This window comes from Rhodoferax sp. GT1R46, from assembly GCF_056521285.1.
Genome location: NZ_JBWMBC010000002.1, coordinates 54,911 through 73,296 on the forward strand (window position 1 = coordinate 54,911; position 18,386 = coordinate 73,296).

At 57.0% G+C, this 18,386-nt stretch carries 15 protein-coding genes and 4 tRNA genes; all 19 read right to left on the reverse strand.

What is annotated here, in order from left to right; all coding sequences use genetic code 11:
* Nucleotides 1-46 precede the first annotated feature (46 nt).
* The 19 genes from rpoC to ltaE all read right to left on the reverse strand — a co-directional run bounded on the left by rpoC (nt 47) and on the right by ltaE (nt 18,372).
* Entirely contained in the window at nt 47-4,273 is a 4,227-nt protein-coding gene (gene rpoC / locus AC097W_RS05625; protein WP_479601430.1) for a DNA-directed RNA polymerase subunit beta', read from the reverse strand.
* Nucleotides 4,274-4,299: 26 nt separating this feature from the next.
* On the reverse strand, nt 4,300-8,412 hold the full coding sequence (rpoB, locus tag AC097W_RS05630; RefSeq protein ID WP_479601432.1) for a DNA-directed RNA polymerase subunit beta: 4,113 nt from the start codon (nt 8,410-8,412) through the stop codon (nt 4,300-4,302).
* Nucleotides 8,413-8,687: 275 nt separating this feature from the next.
* Nucleotides 8,688-9,059 carry a 50S ribosomal protein L7/L12 gene (gene rplL / locus AC097W_RS05635; protein WP_479601434.1) on the reverse strand — a complete coding sequence of 124 codons (372 nt, stop codon included), beginning with the start codon at nt 9,057-9,059 and terminating at the stop codon, nt 8,688-8,690.
* 42 nt (nt 9,060-9,101) lie between these two features.
* Nucleotides 9,102-9,632 carry a 50S ribosomal protein L10 gene (gene rplJ, locus AC097W_RS05640; protein WP_479601437.1) on the reverse strand — a complete coding sequence of 177 codons (531 nt, stop codon included), beginning with the start codon at nt 9,630-9,632 and terminating at the stop codon, nt 9,102-9,104.
* A gap of 254 nt (nt 9,633-9,886) precedes the next feature.
* A complete protein-coding gene (rplA, locus tag AC097W_RS05645) occupies nt 9,887-10,582 on the reverse strand; it encodes a 50S ribosomal protein L1 (protein ID WP_479601439.1) in 696 nt (231 codons plus the stop codon).
* Nucleotides 10,583-11,014 carry a 50S ribosomal protein L11 gene (gene rplK / locus AC097W_RS05650; protein ID WP_304765815.1) on the reverse strand — a complete coding sequence of 144 codons (432 nt, stop codon included), beginning with the start codon at nt 11,012-11,014 and terminating at the stop codon, nt 10,583-10,585.
* Nucleotides 11,015-11,149: 135 nt separating this feature from the next.
* Nucleotides 11,150-11,740: a transcription termination/antitermination protein NusG gene (nusG, locus tag AC097W_RS05655; RefSeq protein WP_479601443.1), complete on the reverse strand. Its 591-nt coding sequence runs from the start codon at nt 11,738-11,740 to the stop codon at nt 11,150-11,152.
* On the reverse strand, nt 11,740-12,123 hold the full coding sequence (secE, locus tag AC097W_RS05660; protein WP_479601445.1) for a preprotein translocase subunit SecE: 384 nt from the start codon (nt 12,121-12,123) through the stop codon (nt 11,740-11,742). Before secE ends, nusG begins: the two co-directional genes overlap by 1 nt.
* Nucleotides 12,124-12,232: 109 nt before the next feature.
* Nucleotides 12,233-12,308, reverse strand: a tRNA-Trp gene (locus AC097W_RS05665).
* 8 nt (nt 12,309-12,316) lie between these two features.
* Entirely contained in the window at nt 12,317-13,507 is a 1,191-nt protein-coding gene (tuf, locus tag AC097W_RS05670) for an elongation factor Tu (protein ID WP_479601447.1), read from the reverse strand.
* Nucleotides 13,508-13,563: 56 nt separating this feature from the next.
* Nucleotides 13,564-13,638, reverse strand: a tRNA-Thr gene (locus tag AC097W_RS05675).
* A gap of 38 nt (nt 13,639-13,676) precedes the next feature.
* Nucleotides 13,677-13,750 (reverse strand) — tRNA-Gly (locus tag AC097W_RS05680).
* Between the two features lie 32 nt (nt 13,751-13,782).
* Nucleotides 13,783-13,868 (reverse strand) — tRNA-Tyr (locus tag AC097W_RS05685).
* A 59-nt stretch (nt 13,869-13,927) separates the two neighbouring features.
* Nucleotides 13,928-14,686, reverse strand: a complete 759-nt coding sequence (locus AC097W_RS05690) for a uracil-DNA glycosylase (protein ID WP_479601450.1) — start codon at nt 14,684-14,686, stop codon at nt 13,928-13,930.
* Nucleotides 14,679-15,467 (reverse strand): indole-3-glycerol phosphate synthase TrpC, encoded by a 789-nt coding sequence (trpC, locus tag AC097W_RS05695; protein WP_479601452.1) that lies wholly within the window; start codon nt 15,465-15,467, stop codon nt 14,679-14,681. The genes AC097W_RS05690 and trpC overlap by 8 nt, the downstream gene beginning before the upstream one ends.
* Nucleotides 15,460-15,600: a hypothetical protein gene (locus tag AC097W_RS05700; RefSeq protein ID WP_479601454.1), complete on the reverse strand. Its 141-nt coding sequence runs from the start codon at nt 15,598-15,600 to the stop codon at nt 15,460-15,462. The genes trpC and AC097W_RS05700 overlap by 8 nt, the downstream gene beginning before the upstream one ends.
* A gap of 1 nt (nt 15,601) precedes the next feature.
* Nucleotides 15,602-16,648: an anthranilate phosphoribosyltransferase gene (gene trpD, locus AC097W_RS05705; RefSeq protein ID WP_479601456.1), complete on the reverse strand. Its 1,047-nt coding sequence runs from the start codon at nt 16,646-16,648 to the stop codon at nt 15,602-15,604.
* 12 nt (nt 16,649-16,660) lie between these two features.
* On the reverse strand, nt 16,661-17,311 hold the full coding sequence (locus AC097W_RS05710; protein WP_479601458.1) for a LysE family translocator: 651 nt from the start codon (nt 17,309-17,311) through the stop codon (nt 16,661-16,663).
* A 2-nt stretch (nt 17,312-17,313) separates the two neighbouring features.
* A complete protein-coding gene (gene ltaE / locus AC097W_RS05715; RefSeq protein WP_479601461.1) occupies nt 17,314-18,372 on the reverse strand; it encodes a low-specificity L-threonine aldolase in 1,059 nt (352 codons plus the stop codon).
* Nucleotides 18,373-18,386 lie beyond the last annotated feature (14 nt).

Genomic DNA, 18,386 nt, shown 5'->3' on the forward strand with positions numbered 1-18,386 from the left:
TCGTGAAACGGGCTTGGGGCGCTACGTTTAGTGTAGCAGTTTGAGCTTACTCGCTGGCCGACCCGTCGCCGGTGGGCTCCTCGCCAACCGTCTCGGTCTCGCCCGCCAACTCAGCAGCTTCTGCATCGGCGATAGCCCGACGCTCGGCATCATCCATGCTCTCGCGCACTTTGCGGGCTTCATGGTATGCCAAACCGGTACCTGCTGGAATCAGCCGGCCGACAATGACGTTTTCCTTCAAGCCGCGCAGCTCATCGCGCTTGCCCATGATGGCCGCCTCGGTCAGCACACGGGTCGTTTCCTGGAAGGAAGCGGCGCTGATAAAGCTGTCAGTGGACAACGAAGCCTTGGTGATACCCAGCAGCAGGTTGGTGAAGGTGACTGGAATCTTGCCTTCACCGCGCAGTGCGTCGTTGGTATTGAGCATTTCAGAGCGCTCAACTTGTTCACCATTGATGTAGCCGGAGTCGCCTGCATTCTCGACCACCACACGGCGCAGCATCTGACGAACAATGACTTCGATGTGTTTGTCGTTGATCTTCACACCCTGCAAGCGATACACGTCCTGAACTTCGTCCACGATGTATCGAGCGAGTTCCTCGGAACCCAGCAAGCGCAAGATGTCTTGCGGGTCGGCAGGTCCGTCCACAACGCTTTCGCCCTTGTTCACAACCTGGCCTTCGTGGACCAGAATGTTCTTTTCCTTTGGAACCAAGTCTTCCCAGACCTTGCCATCCGGATCTGTGATCTGCAGGCGAATCTTGCCCTTGGTCTCTTTACCAAACGACACGGTACCGGTGATTTCAGCCAGTGTTCCCTTGTCCTTGGGGGTACGGGCTTCAAACAACTCGGCCACACGCGGCAAACCACCGGTAATGTCACGGGTTTTCTGACCTTCGATTGGAATACGGGCCAGCACTTCGCCTGGGCCCACATCCATACCGTCACGCACCTGCACCAGCGAACCGACAGGGAAGCCAATGGTCACCGAGTGATCGGTTCCAGGAATCTTCACCTCGTTACCAGACGCATCAATCAGCTTGACCTGTGGGCGAACGATCTTGGTAGCGCCACGGCGCTTGGGATCGATAACCACCATGGTCGACAGACCGGTAACCTCGTCCACCTGCTTGGCAACAGTCAAGCCCTCTTCCACATTCTCGAAATGTGCCTTACCGGCAAATTCGGTAATGATGGGACGGGTCAGCGGATCCCAGTTGGCAAGAATGGCACCCGCCTTGACGGCCTGGTCAACCTTGACATTCAGAATCGCACCGTATGGCACTTTATGACGCTCGCGCTCGCGGCCATGCTCGTCGTGAATGACGATTTCACCGGAACGGGAAATCACCACCAACTCCTTCTTGCTGTTGGTCACATAACGCATCGTCGCGTTGAAACCAATATTTCCGTTGGACTTGGCTTCCACACTGGAGGCGATAGCTGCACGTGAGGCCGCACCACCGATGTGGAACGTACGCATGGTCAGCTGGGTTCCAGGCTCACCAATGGACTGGGCAGCGATCACACCGACGGCTTCGCCGAAGTTGATCAAACCACCACGGCCCAAATCGCGTCCGTAGCACTTGGCACAAATGCCAAAGCGGGTTTCACAAGTCAATGCAGTACGGACTTTGACTTCGTCAACACCGGCGATTTCCAGCATGTCGATCAGGTCTTCGTCCAGCATGGTTCCGGCATCCGCCAGCACCGAACGGTTCTCTGGGTGCAACACGTCATCGGCAGCGGTACGACCCAAAATGCGGTCGCGCAGTGATTCAATCACTTCTCCGCCTTCAACGATCGCGCGCATCAGGTAACCGGCATGGGTACCGCAATCCTGCTCAGTAACGACCAGATCCTGGGTCACGTCGACCAGACGGCGCGTGAGGTAACCGGAGTTGGCTGTCTTCAACGCCGTATCCGCAAGACCCTTACGCGCACCGTGGGTGGAGATAAAGTACTCCAGCACGTTCAGGCCTTCGCGAAAGTTCGCGGTAATAGGCGTCTCGATGATGGAGCCGTCCGGCTTGGCCATCAAGCCCCGCATACCAGCCACCTGGCGAATCTGCGCGGCAGAACCACGGGCGCCGGAGTCGGCCATCATGTAGATGGAATTGAACGACTCTTGCTGCACCTGGTTGCCATGGCGGTCAGTTACCATCTCTTTGGACAGTTTGGCCATCATCACCTTGGACACTTCGTCGCCCGACTTACCCCAGATGTCCACCACCTTGTTATATCGCTCGCCGGAAGTCACCAAGCCCGACACATACTGCTGCTCAATTTCCTTGACCTCGCGTTGCGAGCGGGCAATGATTTCATGCTTTTCGTCAGGTACCAGCATGTCGTCAATACAGATCGAGATGCCGGCTTTTGTAGCCAGACGGAAACCCGCCTGCAACAGCTTGTCGGCGAATACGACCGTATCCTTCAAGCCGCACTTGCGGAACGACACATTGATCAGCTTGGAGATTTCCTTCTTCTTCAACGCCTTGTTGATGTTGGAGAACGGCAAACCCTTAGGCAGAATCTCGGAAAGCAGCGCACGGCCTGCAGTGGTTTCCCACAACTGGGTGGACGGTGTCAGCTCGCCGGTTTCCTTGTCTTTTGTGTATTCCGTCAAGCGCACGTTGATGCGTGCGTTCAACTCGACCTCACCTGCATCAAAGGCGCGCTGAACTTCGCCGGTATCGGAGAAGATCAGACCCTCGCCCTTGCCATTGATACGCTCGCGGGTTGTGTAGTACAGACCCAGCACCACGTCTTGCGAAGGAACGATGGACGGCTCGCCGTTGGCAGGGAACAAGATGTTGTTGGATGCCAGCATCAGTGTGCGGGCTTCCATCTGTGCTTCTACCGACAGCGGCACGTGAACAGCCATCTGGTCACCGTCGAAGTCGGCATTGAATGCCGCGCAAACGAGAGGGTGCAACTGGATGGCTTTGCCTTCAATCAGGATGGGCTCAAACGCCTGGATCCCCAACCGGTGCAGCGTAGGCGCGCGGTTCAGCATGATCGGGTGTTCTTTGATGACCTCTTCCAGAATGTCCCACACCACGGGCGTGCCGGATTCAACTTCCTTCTTGGCGGCCTTGATGGTGGTCGCAATGCCCATCGACTCAAGACGCGCAAAGATGAAAGGCTTGAACAACTCCAGCGCCATCAACTTGGGCAAACCGCACTGGTGCAGCTTGAGGGTTGGGCCCACGGTAATAACCGAGCGACCCGAGTAGTCGACGCGCTTACCCAACAAATTCTGACGGAAACGACCGCTCTTGCCCTTGATCATGTCGGCAAGGGATTTGAGCGCACGTTTGTTGGCACCCGTCATGGCCTTGCCACGGCGACCGTTGTCCAGCAAGGAGTCCACGGCCTCCTGCAACATGCGCTTCTCATTGCGTGCAATGATTTCAGGCGCTTTCAGTTCCAGCAAACGGCGCAGACGGCTGTTGCGGTTGATGACGCGACGGTAAAGATCGTTCAAATCGGAGGTTGCAAAACGACCGCCGTCCAGTGGAACCAGCGGACGCAAGTCCGGTGGCAGCACAGGCAACACATCGAGCACCATCCACTCGGGCTTGATGCCCGATTTTTTGAAGGCTTCCAGCACTTTGAGGCGCTTGGAGTTCTTCTTGATCTTGAGCTCGGAACCGGTCAGGTCGTTGCGCAGACGCTCTATCGAGCCATCAATGTCAATGCTTTGCAGCAAATCCTTGATGCCTTCGGCGCCCATCTTGGCCTGGAATTCGTCGCCATATTCCTTGAATTTGGCGTCATAGTCGTCCTCAGACATGATGCTGAATTTCTTCAGCGGTGTCATGCCGGGATCGGTCACCACATACGCTTCAAAGTACAACACGCGCTCGATATCGCGCAGGGTCATGTCCAGCACCAGGCCCAAGCGGCTTGGAAGGGACTTCAGGAACCAGATGTGGGCACATGGTGCAGCCAGATCAATGTGGCCCATGCGTTCGCGACGCACCTTGGTCTGCGTGACTTCAACGCCGCATTTCTCACAGATGACACCGCGGTGCTTGAGGCGCTTGTACTTGCCGCACAGGCATTCGTAGTCTTTGATAGGTCCAAAGATCTTGGCGCAAAACAGACCATCACGCTCTGGCTTAAACGTGCGGTAGTTGATGGTTTCAGGCTTGCGCACTTCGCCGAAAGACCATGAGCGGATCTTTTCGGGCGAAGCCATGCCAATCTTGATGGCACCGAAGTGCTCATCGGGCGTGAACTGCTTGAACAGGTCGAGTAATGATTTCATGGGTTAAATCCTTTTCTTGTTCGCGATCAGCTACGCTCAAGTTCAATGTCGATGCCCAAGGAACGAATTTCCTTGACCAGCACATTGAACGACTCTGGCATACCGGCTTCGATCGAGTGTTCGCCCTTGACGATGCTCTCGTACACCTTGGTTCGGCCCTGCACGTCATCTGATTTGACGGTGAGCATTTCCTGCAGGGTATAGGCAGCGCCGTACGCTTCAAGTGCCCACACCTCCATCTCGCCAAAACGCTGTCCACCAAACTGTGCTTTACCACCCAACGGCTGCTGGGTAACCAGGCTGTAAGGCCCGGTCGAACGGGCATGCATCTTGTCATCGACCAAGTGGTGCAACTTCAGGAAGTGCATGTACCCAATGGTCGTGGGGCGCTCGAACGGTTCACCCGTACGACCGTCAAACAGATTGGCCTGCGTGCGTGCAGCCGTCAAGCCCTTGGCTTTGACAATATCTTCGGGGTACGCGAGTCTTAGCATGCCGCGGATCTCTTCTTCGGAAGCACCGTCAAAAACGGGAGTCGCAAAGGTTGCACCGCCCGATAGATTGGCTGCCATCTCGAAGACATCGATGTCGCTCAGCTTGGCGAGCTCTTCCTTGCGGCCGGAACCGTTGTAGAGATCTTCCATGAAACTGCGCAGTTCTGCCACTTTCGCCTCCGCCTGGAGCATGTCCCCAATGCGCTGGCCAATGCCCTTGGCAGCCCAGCCCAAATGCACTTCCAGCACCTGACCCACGTTCATACGTGAAGGCACACCCAGCGGGTTGAGTGCAATGTCGCATGGCGTGCCGTCGGCCATATAAGGCATGTCTTCGACCGGAACGATCTTGGAAACCACACCCTTGTTGCCGTGACGGCCAGCCATCTTGTCACCCGGTTGCAAGCGTCGCTTGACAGCAATGTAGACCTTGACCATTTTGAGAACGCCCGCAGGCAGTTCGTCACCTTGTGTCAATTTCTTGCGCTTCTCTTCAAAAGCGAGGTCAAAGCTGTGGCGTGTCTGCTCCAGGGAGTTCTTGATGCTCTCCAGTTGGCTCGCGACTTCGTCCTCGGCAGGGCGGATATCAAACCAGTGAAATTTCTCCACTGAAGCGAGATAGGCCTTGTCAATTTTTGTACCCTTGGCCAGCTTCTGAGGACCACCATTGGCCACCTTGTCGCTCAGCAACTTCTCGATACGGTCAAACGCGTCGGCTTCCACGATCCGGATTTGATCGTTCAGGTCCAAACGGAAACGCTTGAGTTCGTCGTCAATAATTTGCTGAGCGCGGCGGTCACGGGTGATCCCTTCACGGGTAAACACCTGCACATCGATCACGGTGCCTTGTGAACCTTGATCCACACGCAGAGAGGTGTCCTTCACATCGCTGGCTTTTTCGCCGAAGATGGCTCGCAGGAGCTTCTCTTCGGGAGTCAGCGTGGTTTCACCCTTGGGCGTGACCTTGCCAACCAGCGTGTCACCAGGCTGCACTTCTGCACCCACGTAAATGATGCCGGATTCGTCCAGGCGATTCAGCTGCTGCTCGCTCAGATTAGGGATATCACGGGTAATTTCTTCGGCACCCAGCTTCGTGTCGCGCGCCATGACCACCAACTCCTCGATGTGAATCGAGGTGTAGCGGTCTTCGGCAACCACGCGTTCGCTGATCAAAATCGAGTCTTCGAAGTTGTAGCCGTTCCATGGCATGAACGCAACCAGCATGTTCTGACCCAGAGCCAATTCACCCAGATCGGTGGAAGCGCCGTCGGCAATCACGTCGCCCTTGGCGAGCATGTCGCCCTTTTTGACGATAGGACGCTGGTGGATGTTGGTGTTCTGGTTGGAGCGTTGGTACTTGATCAGGTTGTAGATGTCCACACCGACTTCGCCAGCCTGCGCTTCTGCGTCGTTGACCCGGATCACGATACGGGTGGCATCGACATAATCGACCAAACCGCCGCGGGTCGCAGTGACGACCGTCCCGGAGTCAATGGCGGCAACGCGTTCAATACCCGTACCAACGAATGGCTTTTCCGGACGCAAAATCGGGACGGCCTGGCGGGACATGTTGGCGCCCATCAAGGCGCGGTTCGCATCATCGTGCTCGAGGAATGGCACCAGCGATGCGGCAACCGACACGATCTGCGCAGGAGACACGTCCATGTACTGCACGCGCTCGGCGCCCACCAGAATGGATTCGCCTTTTTCACGGGCAGACACCAGGTCGCCGGTCAACTTGCCGTCTTTGTCCAGAGCCGCATTGGCCTGTGCAATGACGTACTTGCCTTCTTCAATGGCGGACAGGTAATCAATCTGGTTGGTTACTTTGCCATCACCTACGCGGCGATACGGTGTTTCGATGAACCCATATTCATTCAAACGCGCATACAGAGCCAACGAATTGATCAGTCCGATGTTCGGACCTTCAGGCGTCTCAATAGGGCACACACGACCGTAATGGGTCACGTGCACGTCACGGACTTCAAAACCAGCACGTTCACGGGTCAAACCGCCCGGGCCAAGAGCCGAGACGCGACGCTTGTGCGTGATCTCGGAAAGCGGGTTGGTCTGGTCCATGAATTGGGACAACTGGGATGCACCAAAAAACTCTTTCAGTGCGGCAGAAATCGGCTTGCTATTGATCAGATCGTGGGGCATCAGCGGCTCTTGCTCGGCCTGACCCAGACGTTCCTTCACAGCCTTCTCGATACGCGCCAGACCCGTACGGTACTGGTTCTCGGCCAACTCGCCAACGCAACGCACACGGCGATTGCCAAGGTGGTCGATATCGTCAACATCCCCGCGTCCGTTGCGCAGGTCTACGAGAATCTTGACCACGGCCAGGATGTCTTCGTTAGCCAGCACTTTAGGGCCGGTGGATTCAGAGCGACCCATCTTGGCGTTGAACTTCATGCGCCCCACACGCGACAGATCGTAGGTGTCCGGGTTGTAGAACAGGCGCTGGAACAGGGCTTGAACTGCATCTTCTGTAGGTGGCTCACCTGGGCGCATCATGCGGTAGATGGCAACCCGTGCGGCAAACTCGTCTACGGTTTCATCGGTACGCAGAGTCTGCGAGATGTAGGCGCCTTGATCGAGTTCGTTGGTGTAGATGCAGGGGAGGTCCTGCACACCAGAAAGACGGAGCTTCTTGAGCAGTGCCTCAGTCAACTCTTCGTTGGCCTTTGCCACGATCTCACCGGTGTCACCATCGATGATGTTACGAGCCACGACTCGGCCGACCAAAAAGTCTTCTGGCACGCTGATATGCGTGGTAGCAGACTGCTCCAGTTCGCGGGTGTGGCGTGCGGTAACGCGTTTGTCCTTGGCGACCACCACCTTACCGCTCTTGTCGGTAATGTCAAAACGTGCTACCTCACCGCGCAGACGCTCAGCCACAAACTCCATCTGGGCCCCGCTGTCCATCAGGCGGAAGTTGTCGTTGACAAAGAAGTTGGCAAGGATCGACTCATTGGTCAGGCCGATGGCTTTGAGCAAAATCGTAACCGGCATTTTGCGGCGACGGTCAACACGGAAGTACAGCAAATCCTTGGGATCGAACTCGAAATCGAGCCATGAACCGCGGTAAGGAATGATACGAGCGGAGAACAGCAACTTACCCGAGCTGTGGGTCTTGCCCTTGTCGTGTTCGAAGAACACGCCAGGAGAACGGTGCAACTGGGACACGATCACGCGCTCAGTACCATTGATGATGAAGGAACCCTTGCCAGTCATCAGAGGCACTTCGCCCATGTAGACTTCTTGTTCCTTGACCTCTTTGACCACCTTGTTCTGGGAAGTCGACGACTCGCGGTCATAAATGATCAGTTGCACCTTGGCGCGCACAGCCGAGGCAAATGTCAAGCCACGGGTCTGGCATTCACGCACGTCGAAGCCTGGCTTGGCGAGGTTGTACTCAAGGTACTTCATCTCCACAAAACCATTGTGCGAAACGATGGGGAATGCGGCCTCAAAAGCGGCCTGCAAACCTTCAGCGGTTCTCTTCTTCGGAGCGACATCTGCCTGCAAAAATGCGGTGTACGCATCTTTTTGCATTTGCAGCAGATAGGGAATTTCAAGCACGCTATCGCGATTACCGAAATTTTTGCGAATGCGCTTGCGTTCAGTGTATGTATAAGCCATTAGATCTCCGGGCAAAGACTGAGGAATCCTGGGGGTCCTAGGCGACTGTCGCGCTGAGCATCACACTCAACTATTCTTGGCGATTGGCCACTACCAATCACTGGCGGACGGTTGCGCATTGCACACAACCCGTACCAAGGCGTCTTCTGCAGTCGGGGTCAGAAGACACTAAAAAGAAGTGAAACCACTACTTTTTGGTGTGCACTAACAACATGTCCACAAGCGGGAAAGGCTGGGAGCCCTTTGGGAGCTCCCAGCCCAATCACACGAGGCGATTACTTCAGTTCGACCTTGGCACCTGCGTCGACGAGCTTCTTCATTGCGGCTTCAGCGTCAGCCTTGGAGACGGCTTCTTTGACAGCCTTTGGAGCGCCGTCAACCATGTCCTTGGCTTCTTTCAGACCCAGACCCGTGATTTCGCGCACGGCCTTGATGACGGACACTTTGTTAGCGCCAGCTTCCAGCAGAACGACGTTGAATTCAGTCTTCTCTTCCACTGCAGCAGCGGCTCCGCCACCTGCAGCAGGTGCAGACATTGCTGCAGCGCTTACGCCAAATTTCTCTTCGATGGCTTTCACCAGGTCGTTGAGTTCCATGACCGTCATGCTGTCCAGCGCGGTCAAAAATGCGTCTTTATCGAATGCCATTTTTATTTCCTAACAATATTGGTTACTACAGACAGGAGGCTGTTACGCCTCAACTGCCTCTGCGGGTGCAGCTTCTTCTGCTGCACCAGCGCCTCTTTGTTCCGCCAGCGCCGACAGCACACGTGCCGTACGGGAGATGGGGGACTGCATCAAGCCCAACAACATAGCCAACAACACTTCCTTGGAAGGGATGCTTGCCAATTGCTTAACGCCGTTCACGTCCAGAACTTTTCCACCGTATGCGCCAGCACGGATCACCAACTTGTCATTGGTTTTCGCGAACTCAGCCACCACTTTTGCAGCGGCTACAGCATCTTCGGAAAAGCTATAGATCAGAGGACCGGTCATCTGGTCGGCCACAACGTCAAATGCGGTACCGGCAACAGCGCGGCGAGCCAAGGTGTTTTTCAACACGCTCAGGGTCACACCACTGTTACGCGCGGCAGCACGCAATTTGGTCATGTCAGCGACCGTGATGCCACGGTATTCCGCGATCACGAGCGTTTGAGCTTTAGCGGCGAGGCCGGTCACATCACTGATGACCGCTTCTTTCTCACTGCGATTAAGACTCAAGGTCTACTCCTTTAAATCGCGCCTTGCGACTCTCGTCACGCGGCGCACACATTGCAGCGACCAACTGTTTGAAGGAACATGTTCCATCTGCAGCGGGATCGCCATCTGCGTTGGCGGCCTTTCAGGGTGAATCCCCAAAAGTCTGATTAAGCGCAGCGAGCTGCGCACCAACGGTCTTGGATGACCTGCGGGAGATTTAAAACCCCAACAGCCCACCACATCGGACACCCTTTGCAGAGCATCCAAATTCTCTATTACGCCGTGATGGACTGAAGGTCCACGCGAACGCCCACACCCATGGTTGACGAAACGGCAACCTTGCGCAAATAAACACCTTTGCTGGAAGCTGGCTTGGCTTTGGTCAACGCATCAACCAATGCAGCCAGGTTGCCCTGCAACTGTGCCGACTCAAACGAGCGACGGCCAATGGTGGAGTGAACAATACCGGCCTTGTCGACGCGGAACTGAACCTGACCCGCTTTGGCGTTCTTGACAGCTGTAGCAACATCCGGCGTAACCGTTCCAACCTTTGGGTTAGGCATCAAACCGCGTGGGCCCAAAATCTGACCCAGCGTACCCACAATGCGCATGGCATCAGGAGCAGCAATCACGATATCGAACGGCATGTCACCGGCCTTGACCATCGCAGCCAAGTCATCCATACCGACGATGTCAGCACCGGCGGCACGGGCTTCATCCGCCTTGGCACCTTGTGCAAACACCGCGACACGCTTGGTCTTACCGGTGCCATTTGGCAGCACAACGGCGCCGCGGACGACCTGGTCAGATTTCTTGGCGTCGATGCCGAGTTGCACAGCCACGTCAATCGACTCATCGAACTTGGCAGTAGCAAACCCCTTGACCAAGCCGAGCGCATCGCTCAACGGGTACAGCTTGTTGCTATCAATCTTGCCTTGCTGGGCTTTTTGTTTTTTGGTGAGCTTGGACATTTAAACGCCCTCCACATTCACGCCCATCGAGCGGGCTGTACCAGCGATCGTGCGAACAGCAGCGTCCAGATCGGCCGCAGTCATGTCCTTCATCTTGGTTTTTGCAATTTCTTCGAGCTGAGCCCGGGTGATCTTGCCGACCTTGTCTTTCAGGGGATTGGCAGAGCCCTTGTCCAGCTTGATCGCCTTCTTGATCAAAACGGTCGCAGGCGGCGTCTTGATGATGAAGGTAAAGCTCTTGTCCGCATAAGCGGTAATGACCACCGGCAACGGCAGACCGGGCTCGACACCTTGCGTCTGCGCATTGAATGCCTTGCAGAACTCCATGATGTTCAGGCCACGTTGACCCAAAGCTGGGCCGATGGGGGGGGATGGGTTGGCCTTACCAGCTGGCACTTGCAGCTTGACAAAACCGACGATTTTTTTCGCCATGATTTCTCCTTGCGGGTATTAGCGCATTGGCATTGCACAACGCAGGCCGCAGCTCCCCGGGGTTAACGACTCTTGAACTTGTTTCGCACCGAGTCGGGAAGCGCGAAACCAAAAACCAAACTGACTGTGTGAAACTTACGTTTTCTCTATCTGGGAAAACTCAAGCTCGACAGGAGTCGAACGCCCAAAGATGGTCACGGCGACGCGTACCTTGCTCTTTTCGTAATTCACATCTTCCACGGATCCGTTGAAATCCGTGAATGGGCCTTCCTTGACACGCACGAATTCGCCCACAATAAATTCCACCTTGTGGCGCGGCTTCTCTGTGCCCTCCTGCATTTGACTGACGATTTTCATCACCTCAGCCTCAGAGATCGGTGCTGGTCGGTTTTTTGCACCACCGACGAAACCGGTTACCTTATTGGTGTGCTTGACCAAATGCCAGCTGTCGTCATCCATCACCATTTCCACCAGCACATAGCCTGGGAAAAATTTACGCTCAGTCGTTTTCTTCTGACCGTTTTTGATTTCTACCACTTCTTCCATGGGAACAAGGATGCGGCCGAACTTGTCCTGCATGCCAGCCCGGGCAATACGCTCAAGGATATTGCGCTCTACCGCTTTTTCCATGCCGGAATAAGCATGCACCACATACCAACGCAAGTCGGGATTTACTGGAGTAGCCGGCACCTGTTCAGCTGAGGGGGTATCTACAACATCAGTCATTATTTTTTCCACCCCAGAATCAAATCGTAAAAAAGCCACTCAAGCGTCTTGTCCGTCAACCAGAGGAACAAGGCCATGATCAGCACGAATCCAAACACATAGACCGTAATCTGGATTGCTTCCTTGCGTGAAGGCCAAACCACTTTTTTGACTTCGCGCCACGCATCCCGGCCAAATCCGACCAACTGCTTTCCGGCCTCAGATGAAAAGAAGACTCCTGCAGCAGCCAACAGGCCCGCAATAAGCGCACCCCACTGAACGAGAGGCCCCTGCTTACCCAGCAGATAGAAGGCAGCCAACGCAGCCACCACCAAGACGGAGGCAGTAGCCAACTTGGCTTTGTCTGCGCCCGTATTGACGGTTTGAATTTGTGACGTGGCCATAATTTGTGTAATTCGCGTTTCTAGTTCAATTCAAACCTACCAAGCTCTAGACGCCAAAGCCCGCTACAGCGTAGCGGGCCTGAGTGCCACCAGTTTCAGACCAACTGGTTGGCAGGGGCAGTAGGAATCGAACCTACAACCTTCGGTTTTGGAGACCGACGCTCTGCCAATTGAGCTATACCCCTACAACTTCTTACGCAATGATTTTGGCAACCACACCGGCACCAACCGTACGACCGCCTTCGCGGATCGCAAAGCGCAGGCCTTCTTCCATGGCGATCGGGTTGATCAGCTTCACCGTGATCGACACGTTGTCACCCGGCATCACCATCTCTTTGCCCTCTGGCAACTCGATCGCACCTGTCACGTCCGTTGTACGGAAGTAGAACTGGGGGCGGTAGTTGTTGAAGAAAGGCGTGTGACGGCCACCTTCGTCTTTGGACAAGACATAGATCTCGCCCGTGAAGTGGGTGTGGGGCTTGATGGAGTTGGGCTTGCACAGCACTTGGCCGCGCTGCACATCTTCCCGCTTGGTGCCGCGCAGCAAGATGCCGACGTTGTCGCCCGCTTGACCTTGGTCGAGCAGTTTGCGGAACATTTCGACGCCGGTACAGATGGTTTTCTGGGTGTCAGAGATGCCGACGATTTCGATTTCTTCGCCGACTTTGACAATACCGCGCTCGATACGGCCAGTCACCACGGTGCCACGACCGGAGATCGAGAACACGTCTTCGACGGGCATCAGGAATGCGCCATCCACTGCACGCTCAGGCATGGGGATGTAGGTGTCGAGTGCTTCAGCCAGCTTCATGATGGCTTCTTCACCCAATGGACCCTTGTCACCTTCGAGGGCGAGCTTGGCGCTGCCGTGGATGATGGGGGTGGAGTCACCTGGGAAATCGTATTTGTCGAGCAGCTCGCGAACTTCCATTTCAACGAGTTCGAGCAATTCGGCGTCATCCACCATGTCGCACTTGTTCAGGAACACGATGATGTAAGGCACGCCAACCTGACGGGCCAGCAGGATGTGCTCGCGGGTCTGGGGCATAGGGCCGTCAGCAGCGGAGCAAACCAGGATCGCGCCGTCCATCTGGGCAGCACCGGTGATCATGTTTTTCACATAGTCAGCGTGTCCTGGGCAGTCAACGTGGGCGTAATGGCGATTCGCGGTTTCGTACTCGACGTGGGCGGTGTTGATCGTGATGCCGCGGGCTTTTTCTTCCGGTGCTGCGTCGATCTGGTCGTAAGCACGGGCGGTGCCGCCGAACTTGGCCGCCAACACGGAAGTGATGGCTGCAGTCAGCGTGGTTTTGCCGTGGTCAACGTGGCCAATAGTGCCGACGTTGACGTGGGGCTTGGTACGCGTGAATTTTTCTTTTCCCATTTTGAACTCCGCTAAATGACGAAAAACAAGAGACGACTAATGCGTCAAATCAAAACTGGTGCCCTTTGCGGGAATCGGACCCGCGACCTCCCCCTTACCAAGGGGGTGCTCTACCACTGAGCCAAAAGGGCATTAAAACATTCACAACAATCCAACAACAAACCAACTGTGGAGCGGGGTAGGAGAATCGAACTCCTCGCTTTAGCTTGGAAGGCTAAGGTATTACCACTATACGAACCCCGCATAGGCTCAACCAAAAACAGTTAACTCATCACTGGTGGAGAGGGCTGGATTCGAACCAGCGTACTCGTAAGAGGGCAGATTTACAGTCTGCTGCCATTAACCACTCGGCCACCTCTCCTAAGGTGAACCCCGGATTATGCCACCGTTTTGCGGGTCTGGCGATCGGGCCGAAAACAATTACCAGTCCACGGACGTTTCGCCAGACTGTTTCAGCCATGCATTGGCTTCGCGGAAATGTCCGCACCCGATAAAAGGTTGTGGCGGGCGCAGGGCGGAGAGTGGGGAGGGGTGATTGGCCGTCAACACTTTGTGATTTCCTGCTGCTGCCTGTACTTGCCCCGCCATTTTCTGCGCGTGTGCACCCCACAGCAGAAAAATCACCGGGTTTCGATTGCCCAGAACGGCCTGAACCATCGCGTTGGTGAGCGCCTCCCAACCTTGATTGGCATGGCTGGCCGGCAGCCCTCGCTCCACCGTCAGGCATGCATTGAGCAACAACACGCCTTGGTCGGCCCAATTGACGAGAGATCCGCTCGCGGGCAAAGGCTTTGGCGGAGCGCCGGGATAAGCCTGCGCCGCCTCCTGCGCCAACTCCTTGAAGATATTGCGCAGGGATGGGGGTAACCGAAGCCCCGGAGCCACGGAAAACGCCAGGCCTTCGGCCTGCCCCGGACCATGGTACGGGTCCTGCCCCAGAATGACCACCTTGACACGGGACAGCGGCGTCAGCGCCAGTGCCCGCAATGGCTGTGGTGGGTAGATGACGGCCCCGGCAGCCAGGCGCTGGCGGATGAAATGACCCAACTGCTGTCCCGCCGGGCCCTTCAGGAACAGGTCAACCGTGGGCTGCCAGTCCGGGGCAACCCTCCAGCGTTGCGGCTCCCACTCGGTCAAGCGGGCCCCAGAGGGATCCGTCGAACCCACGATTTCAGCCAAACAACTCAGCCAAAGCCAGGCCCGGATCGGGCGCGCGCATGAACGCTTCGCCCACCAGGAAGGCGTTGACCCCGGCCGCCCCCATGCGCAGTACGTCTTCGCGGGTCTGAATGCCGCTTTCGGTCACCAGCAGGCGATCCGCAGGAACCAGCGTACGCAGAGCCAGCGTGGTGTTCAGCGACACCTCAAAGGTTTTCAAATTGCGGTTGTTCACGCCAATCAAGGGGGTTTTGAGCTTCAGCGCCCGCTCCAGCTCCGGCTGGTCGTGCACCTCCACCAGGACCGCCATATCCAGGCTGCGGGCGATGGCTTCCATGTCCTTCATCTGCGCGTCATCCAGGCAGGCGGCGATCAGCAAAATGCAGTCCGCCCCCATGGCGCGGGACTCGTAAATTTGGTAGGGGTCCACCATGAAGTCTTTGCGCAGCACCGGCAACTGACACGAGGCACGGGCCTGCTTGAGAAAGTCAATCTCGCCCTGGAAGAACTGCACATCGGTGAGCACCGACAAGCACGCGGCACCATTTTCGGCGTAGCTCTGCGCAATGTCAGCCGGGATGAAATCGGCACGCAGCACGCCCTTGCTGGGGCTGGCCTTCTTGATTTCAGCAATAACCGCCGGGCGACCTGCTTCGATTTTGGCGCGCATCGCGCCGACGAAATCGCGCGTGAGCACCCGCGACTCGGCATCCGAGCGCACCAAGGCCAATGACTTGCGTTTGAGCGCGGCTGCCACCTCTTCTCGCTTGACGGCCACAATTTTGTCCAGAATGTCACTCATGATGCGGGAGCTCCTCGGAGCCATTTTTTAAAATTTTGATGAAAACGCGGTGCATGACCAGCCCCACGAAGATAAAAATAACCGACACGCCCAGTGCAATCCAGGTGCCGGAGTCTTGCCAGATGCCCGACACGTCAGACTCCGCCCAGTGCGTGCGACTGGGCGATCAACTGCTCCAGTTTGGCCTTGGCTGCTCCTGATTCGATAGCTGCTCGCGCAAGCTGGATGCCGGCTTCCATGCTATTGGCTACATTGGCCGCGTAGAGCGCAGCGCCGGCGTTGAGCAGCACAATATCCTTGGCCGGGCCAGGCTGGTCGTTCAGCACCCCCAGCAACATGGCTTTGGAGTCTTCTGCCGTTTCCACTTTCAAGGCGCGGTTGCTGGACATCACCATTCCAAAGTCCTCCGGATGCACTTCGTATTCGGTGATCTCGCCATTTTTCAGCTCCCCGACCAGGGTAGCGGCACCCAGCGACACCTCGTCCAACCCATCGCGGCCGTAGACCACCAGAGCGTGTTCGGCGCCCAGGCGCTGCAGGGCGCGTACCTGAATGCCGACCAGATCGGCGTGAAACACGCCCATCAGGATGTTGGGAGCACTGGCCGGATTGGTCAGCGGCCCCAGGATGTTGAAGATGGTCTTGATGCCCAGCTCACGACGTACCGGGCCGACATTTTTCATGGCGGGATGGTGGTTGGGCGCGAACATGAAGCCCACCCCCACCGTTTCGATGCATCGGGCAATGGCCGCGGGCGACAGATTGATGTTCAGTCCCAGCGCCTCCAGCACATCGGCGCTGCCGCTTTTGCTGCTGACACCCCGCCCGCCGTGCTTGCTGACCTTGGCCCCCGCTGCAGCGGCCACAAACATGGAGCAGGTGGAGATATTGAAGGTGTGCGAACCATCGCCACCGGTGCCCACAATATCCACAAGATAGGTTTTGTCGGCCACGTCCACCTTGGTGGAAAACTCGCGCATCACCTGGGCTGCGGCGGTGATCTCGCCAATGGTTTCCTTTTTGACACGCAGACCGGTGATGAGTGCTGCCATCATCACGGGTGACATCTCGCCCGACATGATTTGCCGCATGAGGTGCAGCATTTCGTCATGAAAAATTTCGCGGTGCTCGATGGTGCGCAACAGCGCTTCCTGGGGGGTTATCTTGCTCGCCTGGGGCATATCGATGATTCCTTAAGTACCTGGATTGTCGGTCAGGGCCAACTTGACGCCAAAGCCGATGAACAGGCAGCCAGCCAGGCGCTCCAACCCCTGCAGCCGGCGCTGGACGGCACCCATCCGGGTCGCCATCCAGGCAGCGACCAGTGCCCAGCCGATATTGACCCACAGACCATTGAAATTGAACAGCAGCCCCAGCAACAGGAAGGCCAGTGCCTTCTGCTCCACCTCGGGCGCGATGAACTGGGGCACAAAGGCCAGAAAAAACAGGGCCACTTTCGGGTTCAGCGCATTCGTCCAGAAGCCTCTAAAAAATATGCCTTTCAGGTCGCTAGCCCCGGTATTACCTGCGGGAGTAGCTTCCAAATTGATAGCAGATGGCGTGCGTGCCAGCAACATGCGCAGACCCACATAAACCAGGTAGGCGGCCCCCGCCCACGTGAGAAGGGTGAAGGCGGTGCTGGAGGCCGCCATCAGGGCGCTCACGCCCAAGGCGGCGGCAAAAATATGCACAAAGCAGCCTGCGGTGATGCCCAGTGCGGCAATCACGCCCGCCCTTGCGCCTGAACGCAGGGCGTTGGTCACGATGTACAGCACATCCGGCCCGGGCGTAAGGTTCAGCAGCAAGCCCGCCGCGATAAACAAAAGCAATTGATCCAGAGGCATGGTCAGGACACAGCCTGAAAAAACCCGCGAATGGCGGCCACGGCGCGATCGATCCCGGCCTCATCCACATCCAGGTGCGTCACAAAGCGCAGTCGGTACAGGCCGGTGGCCAAAATGCCGCGCGCGGCCAGGTGCGCCAACAGGCCGGCCGACTGCGCGCGTGCGGCTCCGGTCAAGTCGACAAACACGATGTTGGTGTGCGGCACTTCCACCTGCACGCCTTCCAGTCCACCCAGGCCATCGGCGAGCCGACGCGCCCGCGCATGGTCATGGGCCAGACGCGCAATATGGTGGTCCAGCGCATAGCGGGCCGCCGCCGCCAGCATGCCCGACTGGCGCATGCCACCGCCCGCCATCTTGCGGATGCGATGGGCACGGGCGATGAAGTCGCGGCTGCCACACAGCGCCGAGCCCACCGGTGCGCCCAAGCCTTTGCTGAAGCACACGCTCACACTGTCAAAGCATTGGGCGATGCGCCGGGCTTCCCGCTGGATGGCACTTGCTTCTAAATTGATACCTGCCTGTGCCGTGGCCGCATTGAACAGCCGTGCCCCGTCCAGATGGCGACTCAAACCCTTGTTCAGGGCCAAATCGGTGGCGGCCTGAATGTAGTCAAAAGGCAGCAACTTGCCACCGAGCGTGTTTTCCAGCGTCAGCAGGCGGGTGCGGGCAAAGTGGGCGTCGTCGGGCTTGATGGCCGCTTCAATGTCGGCCAGGGCCAGCGTGCCGTCGCTCTGGTGGTTCAAGGGCTGCGGCTGCACGCTACCCAATACGGCGGCACCGCCGCCTTCCCATCGGTAGGTGTGGGCCATCTGACCCACGATGTATTCGTCACCGCGCTGGCAGTGCGCCATGATGGCGCACAGGTTGCTCTGCGTGCCGGTGGGCATGAACAGCGCGGCTTCAAAGCCCAGCATCTGCGCGATCTGGTCTTGCAATGCGTTCACGCTGGGGTCGTCGGCAAACACGTCATCACCCAGGGGGGCTGCCATCATGGCTGCGCGCATGGCGGCCGTGGGTTGCGTGACGGTGTCACTGCGCAGATCAACTATTGTGGTCATATTGGCCTCTAGCC